General features: G+C 27.4%; 17 protein-coding genes, 1 other RNA gene and 1 pseudogene. 14 read left to right on the top strand and 5 right to left on the bottom strand.

Translation table 11 applies throughout. The annotated features are described in order from the left end of the window. Positions 1-23 precede the first annotated feature (23 nt). The 6 genes from secG (at position 24) to ssrA (ending at position 6583) form a co-directional block, all read left to right on the top strand. Positions 24-263: a preprotein translocase subunit SecG gene (gene secG, locus E0D94_RS10490; RefSeq protein ID WP_130807515.1), complete on the top strand. Its 240-nt coding sequence runs from the start codon at positions 24-26 to the stop codon at positions 261-263. A gap of 39 nt (positions 264-302) precedes the next feature. Then, complete coding sequence (locus tag E0D94_RS10485) at positions 303-2312, top strand: sodium-translocating pyrophosphatase (RefSeq protein ID WP_130807514.1); 2010 nt, start codon at positions 303-305, stop codon at positions 2310-2312. Positions 2313-2444: 132 nt separating this feature from the next. Continuing rightward, complete coding sequence (rnr, locus tag E0D94_RS10480) at positions 2445-4571, top strand: ribonuclease R (RefSeq protein WP_130807513.1); 2127 nt, start codon at positions 2445-2447, stop codon at positions 4569-4571. A gap of 72 nt (positions 4572-4643) precedes the next feature. Then, on the top strand, positions 4644-5711 hold the full coding sequence (locus tag E0D94_RS10475; protein ID WP_130807512.1) for a UvrB/UvrC motif-containing protein: 1068 nt from the start codon (positions 4644-4646) through the stop codon (positions 5709-5711). A gap of 65 nt (positions 5712-5776) precedes the next feature. Next, positions 5777-6241 (top strand): SsrA-binding protein SmpB, encoded by a 465-nt coding sequence (gene smpB / locus E0D94_RS10470; protein ID WP_130807511.1) that lies wholly within the window; start codon positions 5777-5779, stop codon positions 6239-6241. Between the two features lie 13 nt (positions 6242-6254). Then, positions 6255-6583, top strand: a transfer-messenger RNA (tmRNA) gene (gene ssrA, locus E0D94_RS10465). Between the two features lie 326 nt (positions 6584-6909). Here ssrA and E0D94_RS10460 read toward each other — a convergent pair. The 3 genes and pseudogenes from E0D94_RS10460 to E0D94_RS10450 all read right to left on the bottom strand — a co-directional run bounded on the left by E0D94_RS10460 (position 6910) and on the right by E0D94_RS10450 (position 7773). After that, positions 6910-7318, bottom strand: a pseudogene (locus tag E0D94_RS10460) (LAGLIDADG family homing endonuclease). 55 nt (positions 7319-7373) lie between these two features. Then, positions 7374-7568: a helix-turn-helix transcriptional regulator gene (locus tag E0D94_RS10455; RefSeq protein ID WP_130807510.1), complete on the bottom strand. Its 195-nt coding sequence runs from the start codon at positions 7566-7568 to the stop codon at positions 7374-7376. Next, positions 7558-7773 (bottom strand): hypothetical protein, encoded by a 216-nt coding sequence (locus E0D94_RS10450; protein WP_130807509.1) that lies wholly within the window; start codon positions 7771-7773, stop codon positions 7558-7560. The genes E0D94_RS10455 and E0D94_RS10450 overlap by 11 nt, the downstream gene beginning before the upstream one ends. A gap of 556 nt (positions 7774-8329) precedes the next feature. Between E0D94_RS10450 and E0D94_RS10445 the strand changes: the two genes are divergently transcribed. The 4 genes from E0D94_RS10445 to E0D94_RS10435 all read left to right on the top strand — a co-directional run bounded on the left by E0D94_RS10445 (position 8330) and on the right by E0D94_RS10435 (position 11149). Beyond that, positions 8330-9100 (top strand): lipoprotein, encoded by a 771-nt coding sequence (locus E0D94_RS10445; protein ID WP_130807508.1) that lies wholly within the window; start codon positions 8330-8332, stop codon positions 9098-9100. A gap of 249 nt (positions 9101-9349) precedes the next feature. Beyond that, on the top strand, positions 9350-9499 hold the full coding sequence (locus E0D94_RS14875; protein WP_160195876.1) for a hypothetical protein: 150 nt from the start codon (positions 9350-9352) through the stop codon (positions 9497-9499). 79 nt (positions 9500-9578) lie between these two features. Continuing rightward, the gene (locus tag E0D94_RS10440; protein ID WP_130807507.1) at positions 9579-10562 is read left to right on the top strand and encodes an aromatic acid exporter family protein; all 984 of its coding nucleotides are present in this window, start codon (positions 9579-9581) and stop codon (positions 10560-10562) included. Positions 10563-10771: 209 nt separating this feature from the next. Beyond that, the gene (locus E0D94_RS10435) at positions 10772-11149 is read left to right on the top strand and encodes a hypothetical protein (protein ID WP_130807506.1); all 378 of its coding nucleotides are present in this window, start codon (positions 10772-10774) and stop codon (positions 11147-11149) included. Between the two features lie 89 nt (positions 11150-11238). Here E0D94_RS10435 and E0D94_RS10430 read toward each other — a convergent pair whose 3' ends face one another. Next, positions 11239-12621: a tetratricopeptide repeat protein gene (locus E0D94_RS10430; RefSeq protein WP_165442942.1), complete on the bottom strand. Its 1383-nt coding sequence runs from the start codon at positions 12619-12621 to the stop codon at positions 11239-11241. A gap of 325 nt (positions 12622-12946) precedes the next feature. On the opposite strand from E0D94_RS10430, the gene E0D94_RS10425 reads away from it, so the two are divergent. The 4 genes from E0D94_RS10425 to E0D94_RS10410 are packed head-to-tail and all read left to right on the top strand — an operon-like array spanning position 12947 to position 17583. After that, positions 12947-13192, top strand: coding sequence for a (2Fe-2S) ferredoxin domain-containing protein (locus E0D94_RS10425; RefSeq protein ID WP_130807504.1), 246 nt, complete (start codon positions 12947-12949; stop codon positions 13190-13192). Between the two features lie 2 nt (positions 13193-13194). Next, positions 13195-14931, top strand: coding sequence for a [Fe-Fe] hydrogenase large subunit C-terminal domain-containing protein (locus E0D94_RS10420; protein WP_130807503.1), 1737 nt, complete (start codon positions 13195-13197; stop codon positions 14929-14931). Next, positions 14931-16103 carry a SpoIIE family protein phosphatase gene (locus tag E0D94_RS10415; RefSeq protein ID WP_130807502.1) on the top strand — a complete coding sequence of 391 codons (1173 nt, stop codon included), beginning with the start codon at positions 14931-14933 and terminating at the stop codon, positions 16101-16103. Before E0D94_RS10420 ends, E0D94_RS10415 begins: the two co-directional genes overlap by 1 nt. Before the next feature lie 16 nt (positions 16104-16119). Further along, positions 16120-17583 carry a 4Fe-4S dicluster domain-containing protein gene (locus E0D94_RS10410; RefSeq protein ID WP_130807501.1) on the top strand — a complete coding sequence of 488 codons (1464 nt, stop codon included), beginning with the start codon at positions 16120-16122 and terminating at the stop codon, positions 17581-17583. Between the two features lie 37 nt (positions 17584-17620). On the opposite strand, the gene E0D94_RS10405 is transcribed toward E0D94_RS10410, so the two are convergent. Then, positions 17621-18271 (bottom strand): cell wall hydrolase, encoded by a 651-nt coding sequence (locus tag E0D94_RS10405; RefSeq protein WP_130807500.1) that lies wholly within the window; start codon positions 18269-18271, stop codon positions 17621-17623. Positions 18272-18421 lie beyond the last annotated feature (150 nt).

Raw genomic sequence — 18421 nt, 5'->3', positions numbered from 1 at the left:
ATCGTATAATAGGAGGTGGGTTTATGAGTACAGCAGCAATTATTTTTACTGTATTATTAATCATAGCAAGTTTAGTACTAATTGCGAGTATCTTACTGCAATCTGGTAAGAGTGCAGGCTTATCAGGAAGTATTGCCGGTGGCGCAGAAAGTATCTGGGGAAAAAAACAAGGAAGAAGTTATGAAGCTATTCTTAGCAAATTAACTACAGTTTCTGCTGTAATATTTATTTTAGCAGCACTTGCATTAACAGCAGTACAATAAATAATAAGGAAAAGTTAAAGTACAAAGGAGGATATTAAATTGAATCTTATTTTTTTAGCACCAATAGTTGGTGTACTAGCCCTTATATTTGCTTTTTATAAATCAAATATAATAAATAAAGTAGACGTGGGCAATGACAGAATGAAAGAAATTTCTTCACATATTCATGAAGGAGCTATGGCTTTTTTATCTCGTGAATATAAATATTTAGTAATTTTTGTTGTAATTCTTTTTGTTGTTTTAGGAATTGGTATCGACTGGCCTACAGCTATGTCTTTCATAGTTGGAGCAGTTTTTTCAGCATTAGCAGGATTTTTTGGTATGAAAGTAGCTACAAAGGCTAATGTAAGAACAGCAAATGCAGCAAAAGAAAAAGGAATGAATAAAGCTTTATCAGTAGCATTTTCTGGCGGAGCAGTAATGGGGATGAGTGTGGTAGGTTTAGGTCTACTTGGTATTGGCTCATTATATTATTTCTTTTCTAAAGATGCAGAAGGTCTAGCAGAAGCACAAAAAGCAGCTAGTTACATAACTGGCTTTGGTCTAGGAGCTTCATCTATAGCTTTATTTGGACGTGTAGGTGGAGGAATATATACAAAGGCAGCAGATGTTGGAGCTGACCTTGTTGGTAAAGTAGAAGCTGGAATACCAGAAGATGACCCTAGAAACCCTGCAGTTATAGCTGACAACGTAGGGGATAATGTAGGTGACGTTGCTGGTATGGGTGCTGACTTATTTGAATCATATGTTGGTTCAATTATATCAGCTATAACTCTTGGACTTGTAGCATATGCGGATAATTTTGATATGGCAATGAATGCAGCTATGTTCCCATTATTATTAGCTGCAACAGGAATAATTGCTTCTATAATAGGAACATTCTTTGTAAGAGCAGGAGAAAATTCAGATCCACAAAAATCACTTAATATGGGTACTTTAGTGAGTGGAGTTTTAACAGTAATTGTTGCATTTTTCTTAAGTAATTCATTACTTGAAACATTAGATCCATTCTTTGCTATAGTAACAGGTTTATTAGTTGGTATTATAGTAGCTAAAATAACTGAATATTATACATCAACAGAGTACAATCCAGTTAAAAGAATTGCAGATGAGTCAGAAACTGGATCATCAACAAATATTATAAGTGGATTATCTGTAGGTATGCAATCTACAGCATTACCAATACTTGTTATATCTGGAGGAATTTTAATTGCATACAATGTAGCAGGTTTATATGGAATTGCTCTTGCGGCAGTTGGAATGCTTTCTACTGCAGGAATGACTGTAGCAGTAGATGCATATGGTCCAATAGCAGATAACGCTGGTGGTATTGCTGAAATGTGTGAACTACCAAGTGGTGTTCGTGATATTACAGATAAATTAGACTCTGTAGGAAATACTACGGCTGCAATAGGTAAAGGATTTGCAATAGGTTCAGCAGCACTTACATCTCTTGCATTATTTGCATCTTATACAAAAGCAGTAAACTTAGATTCAATTAATCTTACTGAACCAACAGTTATAGTAGGTCTTTTAATAGGAGGTATGCTTCCTTTCTTATTCTCAGCTATAACTATGAAAGCAGTAGGAAAAGCTGCATTCAGTATGATAGAAGAAGTTAGAAGACAATTTAAAACTATACCTGGACTTATGGAAGGTAAAGCGAAACCTGAATATAAAAAGTGTGTTGATATAAGTACAACAGCAGCACTTAAAGAAATGATTATACCAGGACTTTTAGCAGTACTTGCACCTTTAGTAACAGGTCTTGTATTAGGAGTTGAAGCATTAGGTGGTTTACTTGCAGGAGCATTAGCAACAGGAGTTCTTATGGCTATATTTATGGCTAATGCAGGTGGAGCATGGGATAATGCTAAGAAATATATTGAAGAAGGAAATCATGGTGGAAAAGGTAGTGAAGCTCATAAAGCAGCAGTTGTAGGAGATACAGTAGGAGATCCATTCAAAGATACATCAGGACCTTCAATCAATATTCTTATAAAGTTAATGACTATTGTTGCATTAGTATTCGCACCATTATTCATATAAAAGTTTAAATAAGAAAAGACAATCAATATTGATTGTCTTTTTCTATTTAATAGCTTAATTTACATAATTATAAATAAAAATTAATGATAAGGGTAAATATATAAGTAAACACAGTATAATGGAGGTAAAATTATGAACATAAAAAATAAAATATTGAGATTTATGAAAGAACAAGCATATAAGCCTGTAAAGAAGGAAGAACTAGCAAATATATTTGATATTGAAAAAAATCAACTAAAAGAATTTTATAGTATATTAGATGAAATGGAAAAAGAGTGTTCTATTGTTAAAACACGAGAAGAAACATATGGAGTTCCTGAAAAATTAGGACTTAGATTTGGAAAAATACAAGGAAATTCTAGAGGGTTTGGATTTTTAATACCAGATGATATTGAAAGTAGAGATGTATTTTTATCTCCTAACAATTTAAATGGAGCATTACATAATGATAGAGTTTTAGTAAGACTTTATAAAAAGGGAGATGAAGACAAAAGACCAGAAGGTGAAGTAATAAGAATAGTTGAAAGAGGAAATAAAAATATAGTAGGTATCTTTCAAAAAAGCAAAAACTTTGGATTTGTAGTTCCAGATGATGAGAAAATAAGTGTAGATGTATTTATACCTAAGTCAGAGTTTCAAGGTGCAAAAGATGATGATAAAGTAGTAGTAGAAATAACTAAATGGCCAGAGAAAAGAAGAAATCCAGAAGGAAAGGTAATTGAAGTTCTAGGAAATGTTAATGATGTAGGTACAGACATATTGTCTATTGAAAGAAAATATAATTTATCAGAAACATTCCCTGAAGAAGTTATGTTAGATGCAGAAAATATTTCAGAAACAATTCCAGAAAGAGAAATAAGTAGAAGACTAGATTTAAGAGATAAAAAGATATTTACAATAGATGGAATAGATGCAAAAGATTTAGATGATGGAATATCTGTTGAAAAATTAGAAAATGGAGAGTATATTTTAGGGGTTCATATAGCTGATGTAACACATTATGTTCATGAAAATTCAACAATAGATAAAGAAGCATATAAAAGAGGTACTAGTGTATATTTAGTAGATAGAGTTATACCTATGTTACCTAGAAAACTCTCTAATGGCATGTGTAGTTTAAATCCAAAAGTTGATCGTTTAACATTAAGTGTATTTATGACTATAGATAAAAATGGCAAAATAAAAGACCAGAATATAAAAGAAACAGTTATAAATAGTAAAGCAAGATTAAATTATAAAGATGTATCAGATATATTAGAAAATAATGATAAAGAATTAATAGAAAAATATAATGAATTTATAGATGAATTTAAACTAATGGAAGAATTAAGTAAGATTCTAAGGAGAAAAAGAGAACAAAGAGGAAGTATAGATTTTGACTTTGATGAAGCTAAAATAATTTTAGATACAGAAGGAGATCCAGTAGAAATCAAGAAATATGAAAGAAGGATTTCTAATAGAATAATAGAAGAATTTATGCTGGCAGCAAATGAAACTATAGCAGAATATATGTATTGGACTCAAACTCCTTTCTTATATAGAATACATGAGGATCCTGATGAAGACAGAATAGAAGACTTTAAAAAGTTTATATATAATTTTGGATATAAGCTCAAAGGTAATGATGAAGATATTCATCCAAAACAATTACAAGAGTTACTTGAAAAGATAGAAGGGAAAAAAGAAGAAACAGTTATTAATACTATTATGCTTAGATCTCTAAAAAAAGCTGAGTATTCTAATGAAAGAAAAACTCACTTTGGATTAGCTGCTAAGTATTATACCCACTTTACTTCACCTATAAGAAGATATCCAGATTTAACTATTCATAGAATAATTAAATGGTTTATAAATAATGAAATAGATGAAAAGAAAAAAACAAAATTAGAAAAGAAATTACCAAAGATAGCAGAACATTGTTCTTCTACAGAAAGAATAGCTGATGAAGCAGAAAGAGAAACAGATGAACTTAAGATGGTAGAGTACATGTCTAAGAGAATTGGTGAAGAATATGAAGGAGTTATATCAGGAGTTACTTCATTTGGTTTATTTGTAGAATTAGATAATACTATAGAAGGTTTAGTTCATGTAAGTACACTTACTGATGGATACTATCATTATGATGAAAAGAATTATTCTTTAGTTGAAGAAAGAACAAAGAAAACTTATAGAATAGGAGATATTGTAAAAATAAGAGTAGTGAATACTAATATTGCAAAGAGGGAAATAGACTTTTTATTAGTTGAAGAAAAAGAATAAACATACAAATAAAGGGGGAAATATATCATGTATCTGATATAATAGTATTATAAATTTTAAAGGGTGTATGGTATGAGTATAAATTTAAAAAAGCTTCCAGAACTACCTGGGGTTTATATTTTTAAAGATAAATATAAAAATATAATATATATAGGAAAATCAAAATGTCTTAAAAAAAGAATAAAACAGTATTTTTATAAATCTAAAAATGATTCTAGGAAAATTGAGAATTTAAAATTCAATATATATGATTTAGATTATATTGTAACTGATACAGAGCTTGAAGCATTGATACTTGAAAGTAAAATGATAAAAAAACATAAGCCTAAATATAATAGTTTACTTAAAGATTTTAAATCTTATCCCTATATAAAAATAACTAATGAAGAGTTTCCAATTATTAAAACATGCTATAAAATAAAAGATGATAATGCATTATATTTTGGACCATATAATAGAAAAAACTTAGTATATGGAGTAGTAGAATATATAAATGAATTGTTTCCTATTAGGAAATGTGGAAACAATAAAAAAAAGAAACCTTGCCTATATTATCATTTGGGCAAATGTCTATGTCCTTACAGTAGAGAAAGTGATATAAAAGTTGAGTATGAACATATGATAAATAAAATAATAAATATTTTAAATGGAGATGGAAAATATTTATTAAAAGACTTAGAAGAAAAAATGAACTACTATTCTAAGAATCTAAATTTTGAGAAAGCAGCTAATTATAGAGACAAATTATCTAAGTTTAGAACTTTAATATACAACCAAAAAATAATTTCAAAAGCTTTATCTCAAAGAGAAATAATTATAGTAGAAAGAGATATAAAAACTAATAAGAAAATATATTTTATAAGAGGTGGAAGAATACTCCATACATTTAGCATATCAAGTATAAATGAAAATGTGTATGGAGATATAAGAGAGTTTTTATATCCTTTAATCAATAAACAAAAATCATATCAAGAAATATTACTTCAAGAACAAATAGATGAAGCACAGATAATTGAAACTTGGGTAAATAATAATGATGTAAAGTATGTAGATGTTGAAGAAAGTATGGATATAAATACATTAACAAATAAAATTTATACTGTACTTTCCATTCTAGATAAAGATAAGAATGTTGTGTAGATTTGACAAAATAGCGTATTGATGGTATTATATTAAATGGACAATAAAGTTCAGTGGGTGATTATATGGCAAAAGAAAGCATTAAAATTGTATCAAAAAATAGAAAAGCAAGACATGAATATTTTATTGAAGAAGTGTATGAAGCAGGTATTGCTTTATCTGGTACAGAAGTAAAATCAATACGTAAAGGTAAAGTAAACATAAAAGAAAGCTATGCTTCTATTGATAATGGAGAAGCTTATATTAACGGTATGCATATAAGCCCATATGAACAAGGAAATATTTATAATAAAGATCCATTAAGAAAAAGAAAACTTCTTTTGCATAAAGGAGAAATTCGCAAACTTATTGGATATACTTCTCAACAAGGCTATTCACTTATACCTTTAAGTGTTTACTTTAAAAATGGTTTAGTGAAACTTGAAATAGCAATAGCTAAAGGTAAAAAGTTATATGATAAAAGACATGATATAGCTAAAAAAGATGCTAAGAGAAGAATGGAAAAATATATGAGTCCAAAGAATTATTAATATATGGGGGCGACCTGGCTTCGACGGGGGTACGGAGTATGGAGTAGCCGGAGGTTGTCGCCAAACAACCTAAAAAGTGGCAACTTAAATTAAACGCAGACGAAAATTACGCATTAGCTGCCTAATAAAGGTAGCTCACTTACTCTAATAGTCCCGCCTATTAGAGATTAAGTGTCATTATAAGCGGGGCCCTGCTTAAGGGATTCTCTGACCTTAAGTTAGTATAATTAGAGATAGTTCATCATTTAGCCTGTTGCTTGGCGATTTGATGGATGAAATTAAAGAAGCAACTGTTTCGGGAGAAACTCCATATGAAGTACCTTCGGACGTGGGTTCGATTCAGAAAGAGTCGCCTGCTAAAGTGATTTAGCAGTGAAAATCTGGCTTTATCGGTGAAGGCTAAGGACGATCTAAGCTAATACCGAGGGGTATGTAGAGAAATCTAACAGCCCTGTATCGACTTATAGGCTACTAAGTCAATTAGATATGTAGCACTAGGATAGAAGTAGTGATTGGAAACAATCAAATAATAGCTTCTATAATACGCCAGAGAGGTTTATAAAATTAAACTTCAAGATATAGTCAGTGCCTTTAGGAAACTATAGGATAAAACGTCCCACCGCCTCCACCATAACATAAAGCCTTGATTTCAATTGAAATCAAGGCTTTTATAATGCCATGAATTCTTTATAAAATTGTTCTTTTCTTTTTCTCAATTCATCATTGTATTTTCCATTTCTAGGAGTAATCTTCTTGTATTTTTCTAATATTAATTTTGCTCTGGATTTTTTTTCTATCTATAACTAAATAAGGTTCAATCTCTTTAAGTAGAACTAGAGCATCGTTGTAAATTACTCTATAAGTAAATGAATCTTTATGTTTTTCTTTATTATAATTTTTCTTTGATATTATTTTTCCCATTTTAGTTACAGTTTTTATCCAATCTAGCAACTCTGTATCTGTAGAATCAACAGATACACAAGGAGAATGGTATTGGTTACTATGAAATCTTGTAAGCATAATACTTCCTTCTCCATCAATTATCCCTGCAATATAGGCTTTTTCAGTTTCTGTCATAAGAAATCTCCTTTCTGAAATTTAGTTGAATTTTATTGAGTTTTATAATTTGGAATTATTTTTCAAATATAAATAATTCTTCTACTGTAGTATTAAGCAATCTAGCAAGTTTTATTGCTAATTCTAATGATGGGTCATATTTATTATTTTCAATAGCATTAATTGTTTGTCTTGTTACACCTACGGATTTTGCTACATCTTCTTGTCTAAATTTAAGTTCTTTTCTTAGTTTTTTTATATTATTCTTCATCTTTGCCAAGCTTCCATTTCAAATAAGTTTGAAGTCCTAAAAAAATAAGATTTTGGCTTATAAGTAGTATAAATGGAATACTAGTTTCCCTAGTATTTATAAAGTTAACAATTGACCAAACAAATAAAAATATAACTGTATAGAACCACGCCCATTTTATAGATATTAAGCTAATCTGCATTTCCATTTCATCCATTTTTCTCATATAAGAAAACCTCCTTAATAGTTTTAAAACGTAAAAGGTTTTTTACATATTTACCTTAACATTATTATAGATATATGTCAAATAAGTTTTACATTATTAAAATATAATAACAGAAATTAAAGATGAAAATGCTTATATTATTTTTAAATTAGCAAGTATGGAGAGATTATTTAAAAATAAATTAACTGGTTGAATTAATGAATGTATTGAATAAACTACTATTCTTTTTACTAATTCCTGGAATACATATAAATAGTTATAATAGAAGATTCCATAAATTTTTTATAAGATCCTCGATCAAATATTCAGTCACATAGTGTAATAATCTAATATTATTATAGACATGTTTGGTAATATATGGTATAATATAACACAGTAAAGCATTCTGAATATTCAACCAATGTTTATGCTAATAAATTTTAAAAAAGTATTTTAATTATTATTAATATCATTATTTTAGTTTTAATAACAGTAGATTTTAGTATTAGTTACTGGGAACCCTATTATAAGTAAGAGTTCTAAGAAAATAAGAAGTATATAAAAGGGAGTTTTAAGAATGAAAAAAATTTTATTAATAGCTATAATTGTTTTAATATTAACTGGCTGTTCAACAGAGAACTCTCAAGAAGGCATAATAGCAACTTTTGATGGATACACCATTACAGAAAAAGATATTGAAGAAGAGATAATATCAAGAAAAATAACAGATTTGATGAGAAAAAAATTAAATGATTTGAATTCTATACAAGAAAAAGATATTAGAGACTTTTATTTAAACTCTTTTAATGTTGAAGAAAAAGATTTAACAGAATATCAGAAACAATTCATTAGATATCATGAAAGACAATTTGACTATGATATTACAAAAAATGAAGCTTTCAATATAGTATTAAGAGATAAAATATTATATAAGACAGCAATTACAAAGGGATATGAAAAAACTTCAGAAGAAGAAGCATTAAACATGATAAAAAAAGCAAACGAAACCAGTGAAAAGTTTATAGGAGAAGATAAGGATAAACTCATACCGGAATTTTCAGCCTATGAAGATGAAGTAGTAAAGGATTATGGATATGAGTCCTATGATGAATATGAAAAAAGCAGATTAGATAAATTATCAGAACTAATTACTATAAATAAAATGGAAAAACAATTTATAAATGAAATAAGGTCAAATTCAAACCTTACAAATGAACAAAAAGTGATATATCCTATAACTAGTTGGGAGAACTATACTGAACATTTAATAAAAGATGAAAACATAGATATAGTAAATAAAAACTATAGCATAGAATATTATGGCAATATATGGACAGGAGATTTTTAATAATACAAGTTTATTGGAGGAATGAAAGACTAATTTGACTTAGAAAGAAAAAGATTAATAGAAGAATACAAGAATTAAGCTATGGATGAAGATACTATAGATGCTCTTATAGAAGATGAGCCTAAAAATTGCCCTCTGCAAAAAGCAGAGGGTTAATTAATTATAAATATAAAGTATAATATAAGTAGGAGTAAAAAGGAGGTTAAGGCTTTGAAATAGAATATAGGTATAGAGCCTCCAGACAATATTATGGTTATAGCTCCTAGAAATACCAAATCTGAAGACATATTAAGGATAGTGAAATCAAAAGCTAAGTTTAATATAGAAACTAATACAAAAGAACAAGAAAAATTTAAAATTGCTATGGGAAATTGGTATAGAATTATGGTATCAGAATGAATTTATAAACATTTGAAACTTTTGATTTAAATAAAAATAAATGGATAATATATATACGTTAAAGAAAGGATGAATATATATGAAAAACTTATTATATAAAGCAGCAAAGATAGCCATAGGTGTTATATTATCTATTTTTATAGCAAATATTATTGGTTTAAAATATGCTGCAACAGCAGGAGTAATATGTATGCTTAGTATTTTGGATACAAGAACTCAGACCTATATTGTAGGGATTAAAAGACTTATGACATCATTAATAGCAATAGTCTTAGCTACTATTCTATTTAGAGTAGGTGGACATAATCTGTTTGTGTTAGGTGTGTTTTTAATGATATTTATACCTATACTAACTATTTTAAAAAGTACAGAGGGAATGGCAGTTAGTACAGTTTTGGTAACCCATATTTACGATATTAATACATTGAGTTGGGATATCATGACCAATGAAATCGGAATATTACTAATTGGAATTTTAGTAGCATGGGCTATGAACATTCATATGCCTAATAGGGAAAAGGAAATAAGAAACAAACAATTTGAAGTAGAAAGTCTAATAAGGACTGTACTATATAATATGAAATTAGAATTATTAAATCAATGTTCAATAGAATTACAAGAGAATAGTTTGGAAAGTCTAGATGAAACTTTAACAGAAGGTATGGATTATGCTATTAATTTTAATAATGACTTCATATTAAAAGATAATAGTTATTTTATAAAATACTTTAATATGAGAAGACAACAGTATCAGATCCTGTTAAATATGCAAAACCATATTAAGGAAGATTTTATAACTGTTGAAAAGGCAAAACCATTAAGTGATTTTACTGAAAGGCTAGCTAAAGAGTTAGATGAATGTAATACAGGGGAGGATCTCTTAAAACAAGCAGATAAACTAAAGGATTATTATAAGAATAGTCAACTGCCTAGAACGAGAAAAGAGTTTGAAAATAGAGCTATTTTATATCAATATTTTAATGACTTGATATATTTTATTGAAGTTAAATTGAATTTCATGAGAGAATATGGGGAAATAAAGTATTGTGATTCAGGAGAATAATAGGTTAATGATAAGTAGAAAAGTGTTACTAGATATGTTACTAGATAAGATTATAATAAAAGATAAACTTAAGAGTTAATGTAGTGTAATAATCTAATATTATTATAGTTATATTTGCTAGTATATGGTATAATATAACACAACAAAATATTCTAAATATTCAACTATTATTATATAATATGAGTTTAAAACTATAAGGGGGGATTACTATGAAAAAATATAGAAGAGTAATTATATTTGGCATTGCTGAAATATTATACTTTATAATAATAGGTAAGAATGATATACAGTTTACATTTATTTTATGGGCTATTCTATCTATATTTATGCTTATGCCTTATCTAAAAGATGGAAAAAAATTAAGTTTAGGAGATGGGGGATTAGTAGGTAGAACAACAGTTAATTCTAGCTCTTACATAGATAGAATGTATGGAAAGAAAATGGGAGAATCAGTTGCTACAAAAGAGGACAAAAAAACAGATAATCAAAGTAGAGTAATTGAAGGCACATCTTTTGTGGAATATATTTGGTACGGATATATTTTATTTAATGGCATAGGGTTCATTATAGTAAAATTTTTGTTATAATAGATTAACTGATAATATTAATAGAGAGATAAAAAGAAAAGAATACTATATTAACCTATAGTATTCTTTCCTTTTCATTTATTTATAGTTTAAAATTTATATTTATTTTGTATTTCATGTATTTTTTCTATTATTTTATTATATAGTTCATCTGAACTTTTATGTCCTTTTATATTTTTGTATATTAATGATGAAATTAGCTCTTCATCGTGTTTGATTATAAATATTCCACTATTTAATAATTCATAATAAGCTTTCAGTATTTTTTCATTTTCAATATTCTTATAATACTCATTTATTACTTTGTTTTTTTTCTTGTAATATTCAACCTGGTAATTTTCTTTTTGTGAAAGTTCAAGTAATAATTCACTAGTTTCAACAGCTTTCTGGGGGTTTACAAATAAATAATCTATTAGAAGTATATCTAAGTTAACAAAACTTTTATCTTGGGATTGTTGTAATTCTCTCAAAGTAATAGCTTCATTAATTTTTAATTGTTTTTCATAAACTAAAGCTAATTGATGTATTGCTATTTCATCATTAGGTACTTTATCGAAATAAGATTTATAATGATTTTCAGCTTTTTTAAAATCATTATTTCTATAATATAAATATGCTAACTTTTTAATTGATTTAGTATCATTAGGATATTTTTCAACATACTTTTCAAGGTTACTAATTTCATCATTCAAATCATTACTATTAACTTTACTATTTTCATAGTCTTTTATTTGTTTTCTAAGTTCAGTTTCAAATTGTTCAATACTCATGCCTACAACATTTTCAAAGGCATCATAAAATTCTAACTCTTTTGTTTTTATAAGAATATCTTGTATAGCTTTTTCACCTGATATTTCAATTATCTTTTCTACAGCATAATAACTCTGCAAATAAAACTTATTATCAACTTTACCTGAAAACTTATCCATATCTTTAAAATCCATTATTTCATCTAATGATGCACCATTATAATGTCTGCCGTGTGTCCTAACACTATAGTCTGATATCCCCTCTATAAACCATGTAGGTAAACTTAAAAAGTCCACATCATTTTGGTTGCAAAATGAATGTGTTTTAAAGTGAATATATTCATGTATAAATACTGCAGGTGTAATATCTTCTAAATTTATGTATATTGCTTGTTCATAATACATGCCAGAACCCATTATTGGTAAATTTAAATGTTGTTTTATAGAATTATCAAACTCTTTTTTAGAACTAAATATTATAATATCTAGTGGATAATTCTTAGTTTCTCCTAATATACTGTAGGATTCATCTTCACCTTTTTTTATCCAATTAATGATAGATTCTTTTTCTGTATCAAAATCTTTTTGATTATGATATAAAGTGATATTATCAAAATCATTTAGTGTAGCTTTATGCCCCATTTGATTAATTACACTAAGATTTCTTTTGTTGGAATAGTTATTAGATGATAAAGCTGAATTTGTTTTTTTATTATTATTCAATAAGCCTTTATTAAACGAGAAAACTGTAAAGATTATTAATAAAAATATAATTGGTAATAAATAAAATATTTTAATATTTTTCTTCACTTTAAAAATCCTTTCTAATATAATTTGTAAAAATATTTGGAATTATAGCCTTATTATATCATAAATTAACTTTATTTGTTAAAAATCCGAAGGCGGAAATGATTGTTAAATAAATTACAAAACCTTAACAAGAATACTTATAATTCATATTGACAAAAAAATCACAATAAACTATACTTTAATCATAGAATATAAAGAAGCATTATATAGCTTTAAAATATTTTAAGGGGTGGATTATATGAAAACTATAGAGGTTTGTATTGGAAGTGCATGTCATCTAAAGGGAGCTTATAACATAGTTAATGGATTACAAAAATTAGTTGATGAAAAAAATTTAAAAGATGAAATTATTGTAAAAGCAGCTTTTTGTTTAGGTGAATGTACAAAAGCAGTTTCTACTAGGATAGATAATGGTCCAGTTATTTCAGTGGATGATAAAAATATAGAAGAATATTTTGAGAGAAATGTTTTAGGGAGGAAATAAAAATGAATTTTCTTAATTTCTCTAAAGCAAATTGTAAAAATTGTTATAAATGCTTGAGATATTGTCCAGTTAAAGCTATACAAATAAAAAATGAACAGGCTACAATTATAGAAGAAAGATGTATAGGTTGTGGCCAATGTATGAGAATATGTCCTCAAGATGCAAGGAAGGTAAAAAGTGATATTAAAAATGTTAAAAGAGTATTAAATGCTAATAGAAAAGTTGTAGTAAGTATTGCCCCATCTTTTAGTGCTGCTTTTAATGTAGATAATCCCTTGAAAATTATAAGAGGACTTGAATTATTAGGTTTTAATAACATTGAAGAAACAGCAATAGGAGCTCAAGTTGTGACTGAATTATATAGAGATTTTATAAAAGAGAATAATCTTAAAAATATAATAACAACTAGTTGCCCATCCTCATGTTATTTAATTGAAAAATACTTTCCAAATCTTATTGATTATACTATTCCTGTAGTATCTCCTATGCTTGCTCATGGTAAGTTAATAAAGAAAAAATATGGTATGGATTCTTTTGTAGTTTTTATTGGACCATGTACTGCCAAAAAAATAGAATCAGATAATTTCCAACATAAAGGTGTTATAGATGCCGTATTAAATTTTGAAGAAATATTAGAATGGTTTGAAGAGGAAAAAATATATTTAAATAATTTAACTCCAAAAGAATTTGATAACACTTCAGATATTAATAGTTTAAAATATCCATTAAAAGGTGGAGTAATAGGTAACTTATTACAAGATGAATTTAAAGAAAAATATAGTCTTATAACAGTTGATGGAATTGAAGAATGTATGCAAGTGTTTGAATCATTACAAAACAATACTTTAGAAAATGTAGTAGTTGAAGCACATGTTTGTACAGGGAGTTGTATAGGTGGGGCTGCTATGCCAAAGGAACAAAATGACTTTTATAAGAAAAAACTACGTGTATCAAAATATATTTCAGATAAAAATTCATCAATAGAAGAAAATACAGAAATAAATATAAAAAATGACTATGAAATAAAAGATTTTATTAAAAACATGTATGATAGATCATATTTTAAAGGAAAAGTATCAGAAGAGAAAATAACAAAAGTATTAAATGAAATGGGCAAATATACAAAATTAGATGAGTTGAATTGTGGTGCTTGTGGATATGACAGTTGCAGGAAAAAAGCTATTGCAATAATAGAAGGTATGGCAGAAAAAAATATGTGCCTTCCTTATATGAGAAGCAAAGCTGAGAGTTTAAAAAATATTATATTTGAAAATAGCCCTAATGCAATAATTTTAATGGATAGTGAACTAAATATAATTGAGTTCAATCCATCTGCTGAAAATTTTTTTGGTGTTGAAAGTAATGAAATAAAATTCAAGCCAATATCAAAATTATTAGATGATGAAATATTTTATAGGGTGAAAATGGATAAAAAAAATATATATAGACAAAAGGTATATTATGATAAATACAATAAAGTCGTGCTTCAAAATATACTTTATTTAGAAAAACAAAATGTTGTCTTGTCTATAATGGTAGATGCAACAAACGAAGAATCAAATAAAAAAGAATTAAACAGGGTAAAAGAGCAAACAATTGATGCAGCTCAATCTGTAATAGAAAAACAAATGAGAGTGGCCCAAGAAATAGCTAGTTTATTAGGAGAAACTACAGCTGAAACTAAAGTTATTCTCACTAAGTTAAAAAATATATCTAATGGAGAAATGGGGGAGCTTTAATGAGTTACTTCATTGATGTAGCATACGATAATTTAAATAAAAAAGATGAAGAATTATGTGGTGATAAAGTAGAGATAGTAAAAGACGAAAAAAATATAATAATAGTTTTATCAGATGGGTTAGGAAGTGGAGTAAAGGCAAATATACTATCAACATTAACAAGTAAAATAGCTGTGACTATGCTTAAAGAAGGATCAAGTCTTATAGAAACAATTAAAACAATAAGTAATACTTTACCAGTATGTAGTGTTAGAAAACTTGCATATTCTACTTTTACTATAGTTAAAATTACAGAGGATGGGTTTGTATATATTGCAGAGTATGATAATCCTCCGTATTTTTTTGTTAAAAATAAAAAAATTATCCATAATTCTAAAAGAGATATTATTATAGATAATAAAGTAATTAAAGAAAGTAAATTCAAATTAGAAAAAGATGATTTACTTACAATTGTATCAGATGGAGTGATACATGCTGGTGTAGGTAAAACTTTAAATTTAGGATGGCAATGGGAGAATGTAGCTGATTATATTCAAAGTATGTCTAAAATTAAAAAAACTGCTAAAAGCATAAGCAAAGAACTTATATGTGTATGTGATAATTTATATGCTAATCGTCCAGGAGATGACACTACTGCTATTGCTATAAAGGTTAAAGAACCAGAATATATTTCTTTATTTACAGGGCCTCCTGAAAATAAATATGATGATTCAAATACCGTTATAAAATTCATGCAATCAAAAGGTAAAAAAATTGTATGCGGAGGAACTGCATCTAAGATTGTTGCTAGAGAAATAAAATCTGACTTAAATGTTAAGCTTGATACTATGTCAATAGATGTACCTCCAATTGCAGAAATAAAAGGAATAGATTTAGCTACTGAAGGTGTTCTTACATTAAGTAAAACTGTAGAAAAAATAAGAAACTTCATAGATCCAAATACCAATGTAAATCAAAATAGGTTATTTAATAATAAAGATGGAGCTTCAATGTTAGCAAATAATTTAATAAATAATTGCACGCATTTAAACTTATGGGTAGGAAAAGCAATAAACCCTGCTCATCAAAATCCTAATTTACCAATTGATCTGAGTATAAAATTAAAAGTTGTAGATGAATTAATAATGTTAATGAAAAAATTAGGCAAAAAAGTTATTATAAATCATGTTTAAATATGGGGTGAAAAAAATGCGAAAGTTTGAAAACTATGTTCAAGAAATAAAATATGAAGTATTAAGAGAGGTATCAAAGCTTACTCTTTCTGGAGAGTTAAATGATAAAATAAATGGAATTCCTAATGTTATTGATCCTGGTCCTGAACCAAGAACAAGGTGTTGTATACACAAGGAAAGAGCAATAACAGTTGAGAGGGTAAAGTTAGCTCTAGGGGGAAATAAAGAAAATGATAATATAATAGAAGTATTAGATGAAGCTTGTGATGAATGTCCAATAGATAGATTTGTGGTGACTGAAGCATGTAGAGGTTGCCTAGCACATAGATGTACTGGTGTATGTCCAAAAGGTGCAATACATTTTATAAATCATAGAGCATATATAGACCAAAATAAATGTATAGAATGTGGGAAATGTAAATCTGCTTGTCCATATAATGCTATTTCTGATGTAATGAGGCCATGCAGAAGAGCTTGTAATGCAAATGCATTATCTATAAATTCAAATAAAAAAGCAGTTATAGATAATGAAAAGTGTATACAATGTGGAGCATGTGTATATCAATGTCCTTTTGGTGCTATAATGGATAAATCATATATTGTAGAAACATTAGAATTATTGAAACAGTCAAGAACAGATGAAAATTTACATGTATATGCAATAATAGCACCTGCCATATCTAGTCAATTCACCTATGTAGATATATCACAAGTTATTACAGGAATCAAAAAAATTGGATTTCATGATGTGGTAGAAGTAGCCTTAGGTGCTGATATTGTATCATTACATGAAACAGATGAATATTTAAAAACCATAGATAATAATGGAGTAATGACAAGCTCTTGTTGCCCAGCTTTTGTATCTTATATAGATATAAATTATCCTGAATTAAAAGATAAAGTATCGAGTACTGTATCTCCAATGATAGCTGTATCTAGACTAATAAAAAAAATAGATGATAAAGCAAAAATAGTATTCATTGGTCCATGTACTGCTAAAAAGATGGAGATGAAAAGAGCAGATGTAGTAGGAAGTACAGACTATGTAATAACTTTTGAAGAACTTACCGCAATGCTTGATGCAGCAAATATCAAATTGGAAGAATGTGAAAAAGGATTACTTAATAATGCATCTTTCTATGGAAGAATATTTGCTCGTACAGGTGGTTTAGCTGAATCTATAGAGCATATCATTGAAGAGGAAAATTTAGAAGTTAGATTTAATCCTATTAGCTGTGATGGCATAGAAGAATGTGATAAAGCTTTAAAATTAGCAAAATTTAAAAAAACGGATAAAACATTTATTGAAGGTATGGCTTGCAAAGGTGGATGTATAGGAGGAGCAGCATCTATCACACATGGTCCTAAAGATAGACGAGAAGTTGATAATTATGCTAAATTAGCACTTGAAACAAAAGTTAAAGATTCAGTTAGAATTTTTAATAAAGAAAATATAGATTTACACAGAAAAACAACATAGATTAAAATGCTGCACATGAATTTGTGCAGTATTTTAATTATTTGTAGAACATATGATTATCAATTTCTAATATGAATTCTCTATTATTAATTATCCAATTTGAATTTGCAGTATCTGGATTTAGAAAAAATAATGAATTACCTACTGGTTTTTTACCTTCTAAAGCATCTAGAGCTGCTTTCATACTATCTTCTGATGGAGTATTAATAATAGAACCAGTTGAAACTGGAGTGAATTGTGATGTGTTTTTATTTTGTTCAAATATTACTTCTTTAATAGTGTCAGGAAATTTATTTGAATTTACTCTATTCATAACAACGCTCCCTACAGCTACTTTCCCATCATAAGATTCACCTTTAGATTCAGCATGTATTATTCTAGATAGCCAATAAAAGTCATCGTAAGAATAAATTTTATATTCATTTAAATTATTTTTATTATAATTATCAGTATTAACTCCTAAAACTCCTATAGGATATATTTTTCCATCACTAATTTTATATTTCATATTAAAATCATTATTTTTATAAAGTATTGACTTATTATGAAAATATTTAGGCATTGTAATTAAATTGTTTTTAATATTTGGATATGAATTAAATTTTTCAGCAAACATAAAATTTGGAGATAGAATAAATATTAATATGACAGCAATTAATTTTATCTTTAACATAAATTTTCTTTCCATTATTTTCACCTCTTTTAAATAAAAAAATATTAATTTTCAGTTACAATAGAGTATACCCAATCAATATTATTTTAAAAATTTCTTGCATATAACTGGAAAATAAATTATAATGTTTATAAGAATTTTCAAAAAATATAGAAAAGGAAGTGA

It is taken from the genome of Senegalia massiliensis, from assembly GCF_900626135.1.
Lineage (GTDB): Bacteria > Bacillota > Clostridia > Tissierellales > SIT17 > Anaeromonas > Anaeromonas massiliensis.
Note: the sequence above shows the minus strand (reverse complement) of the source record. Positions and strands in the feature narration are given on the sequence as shown.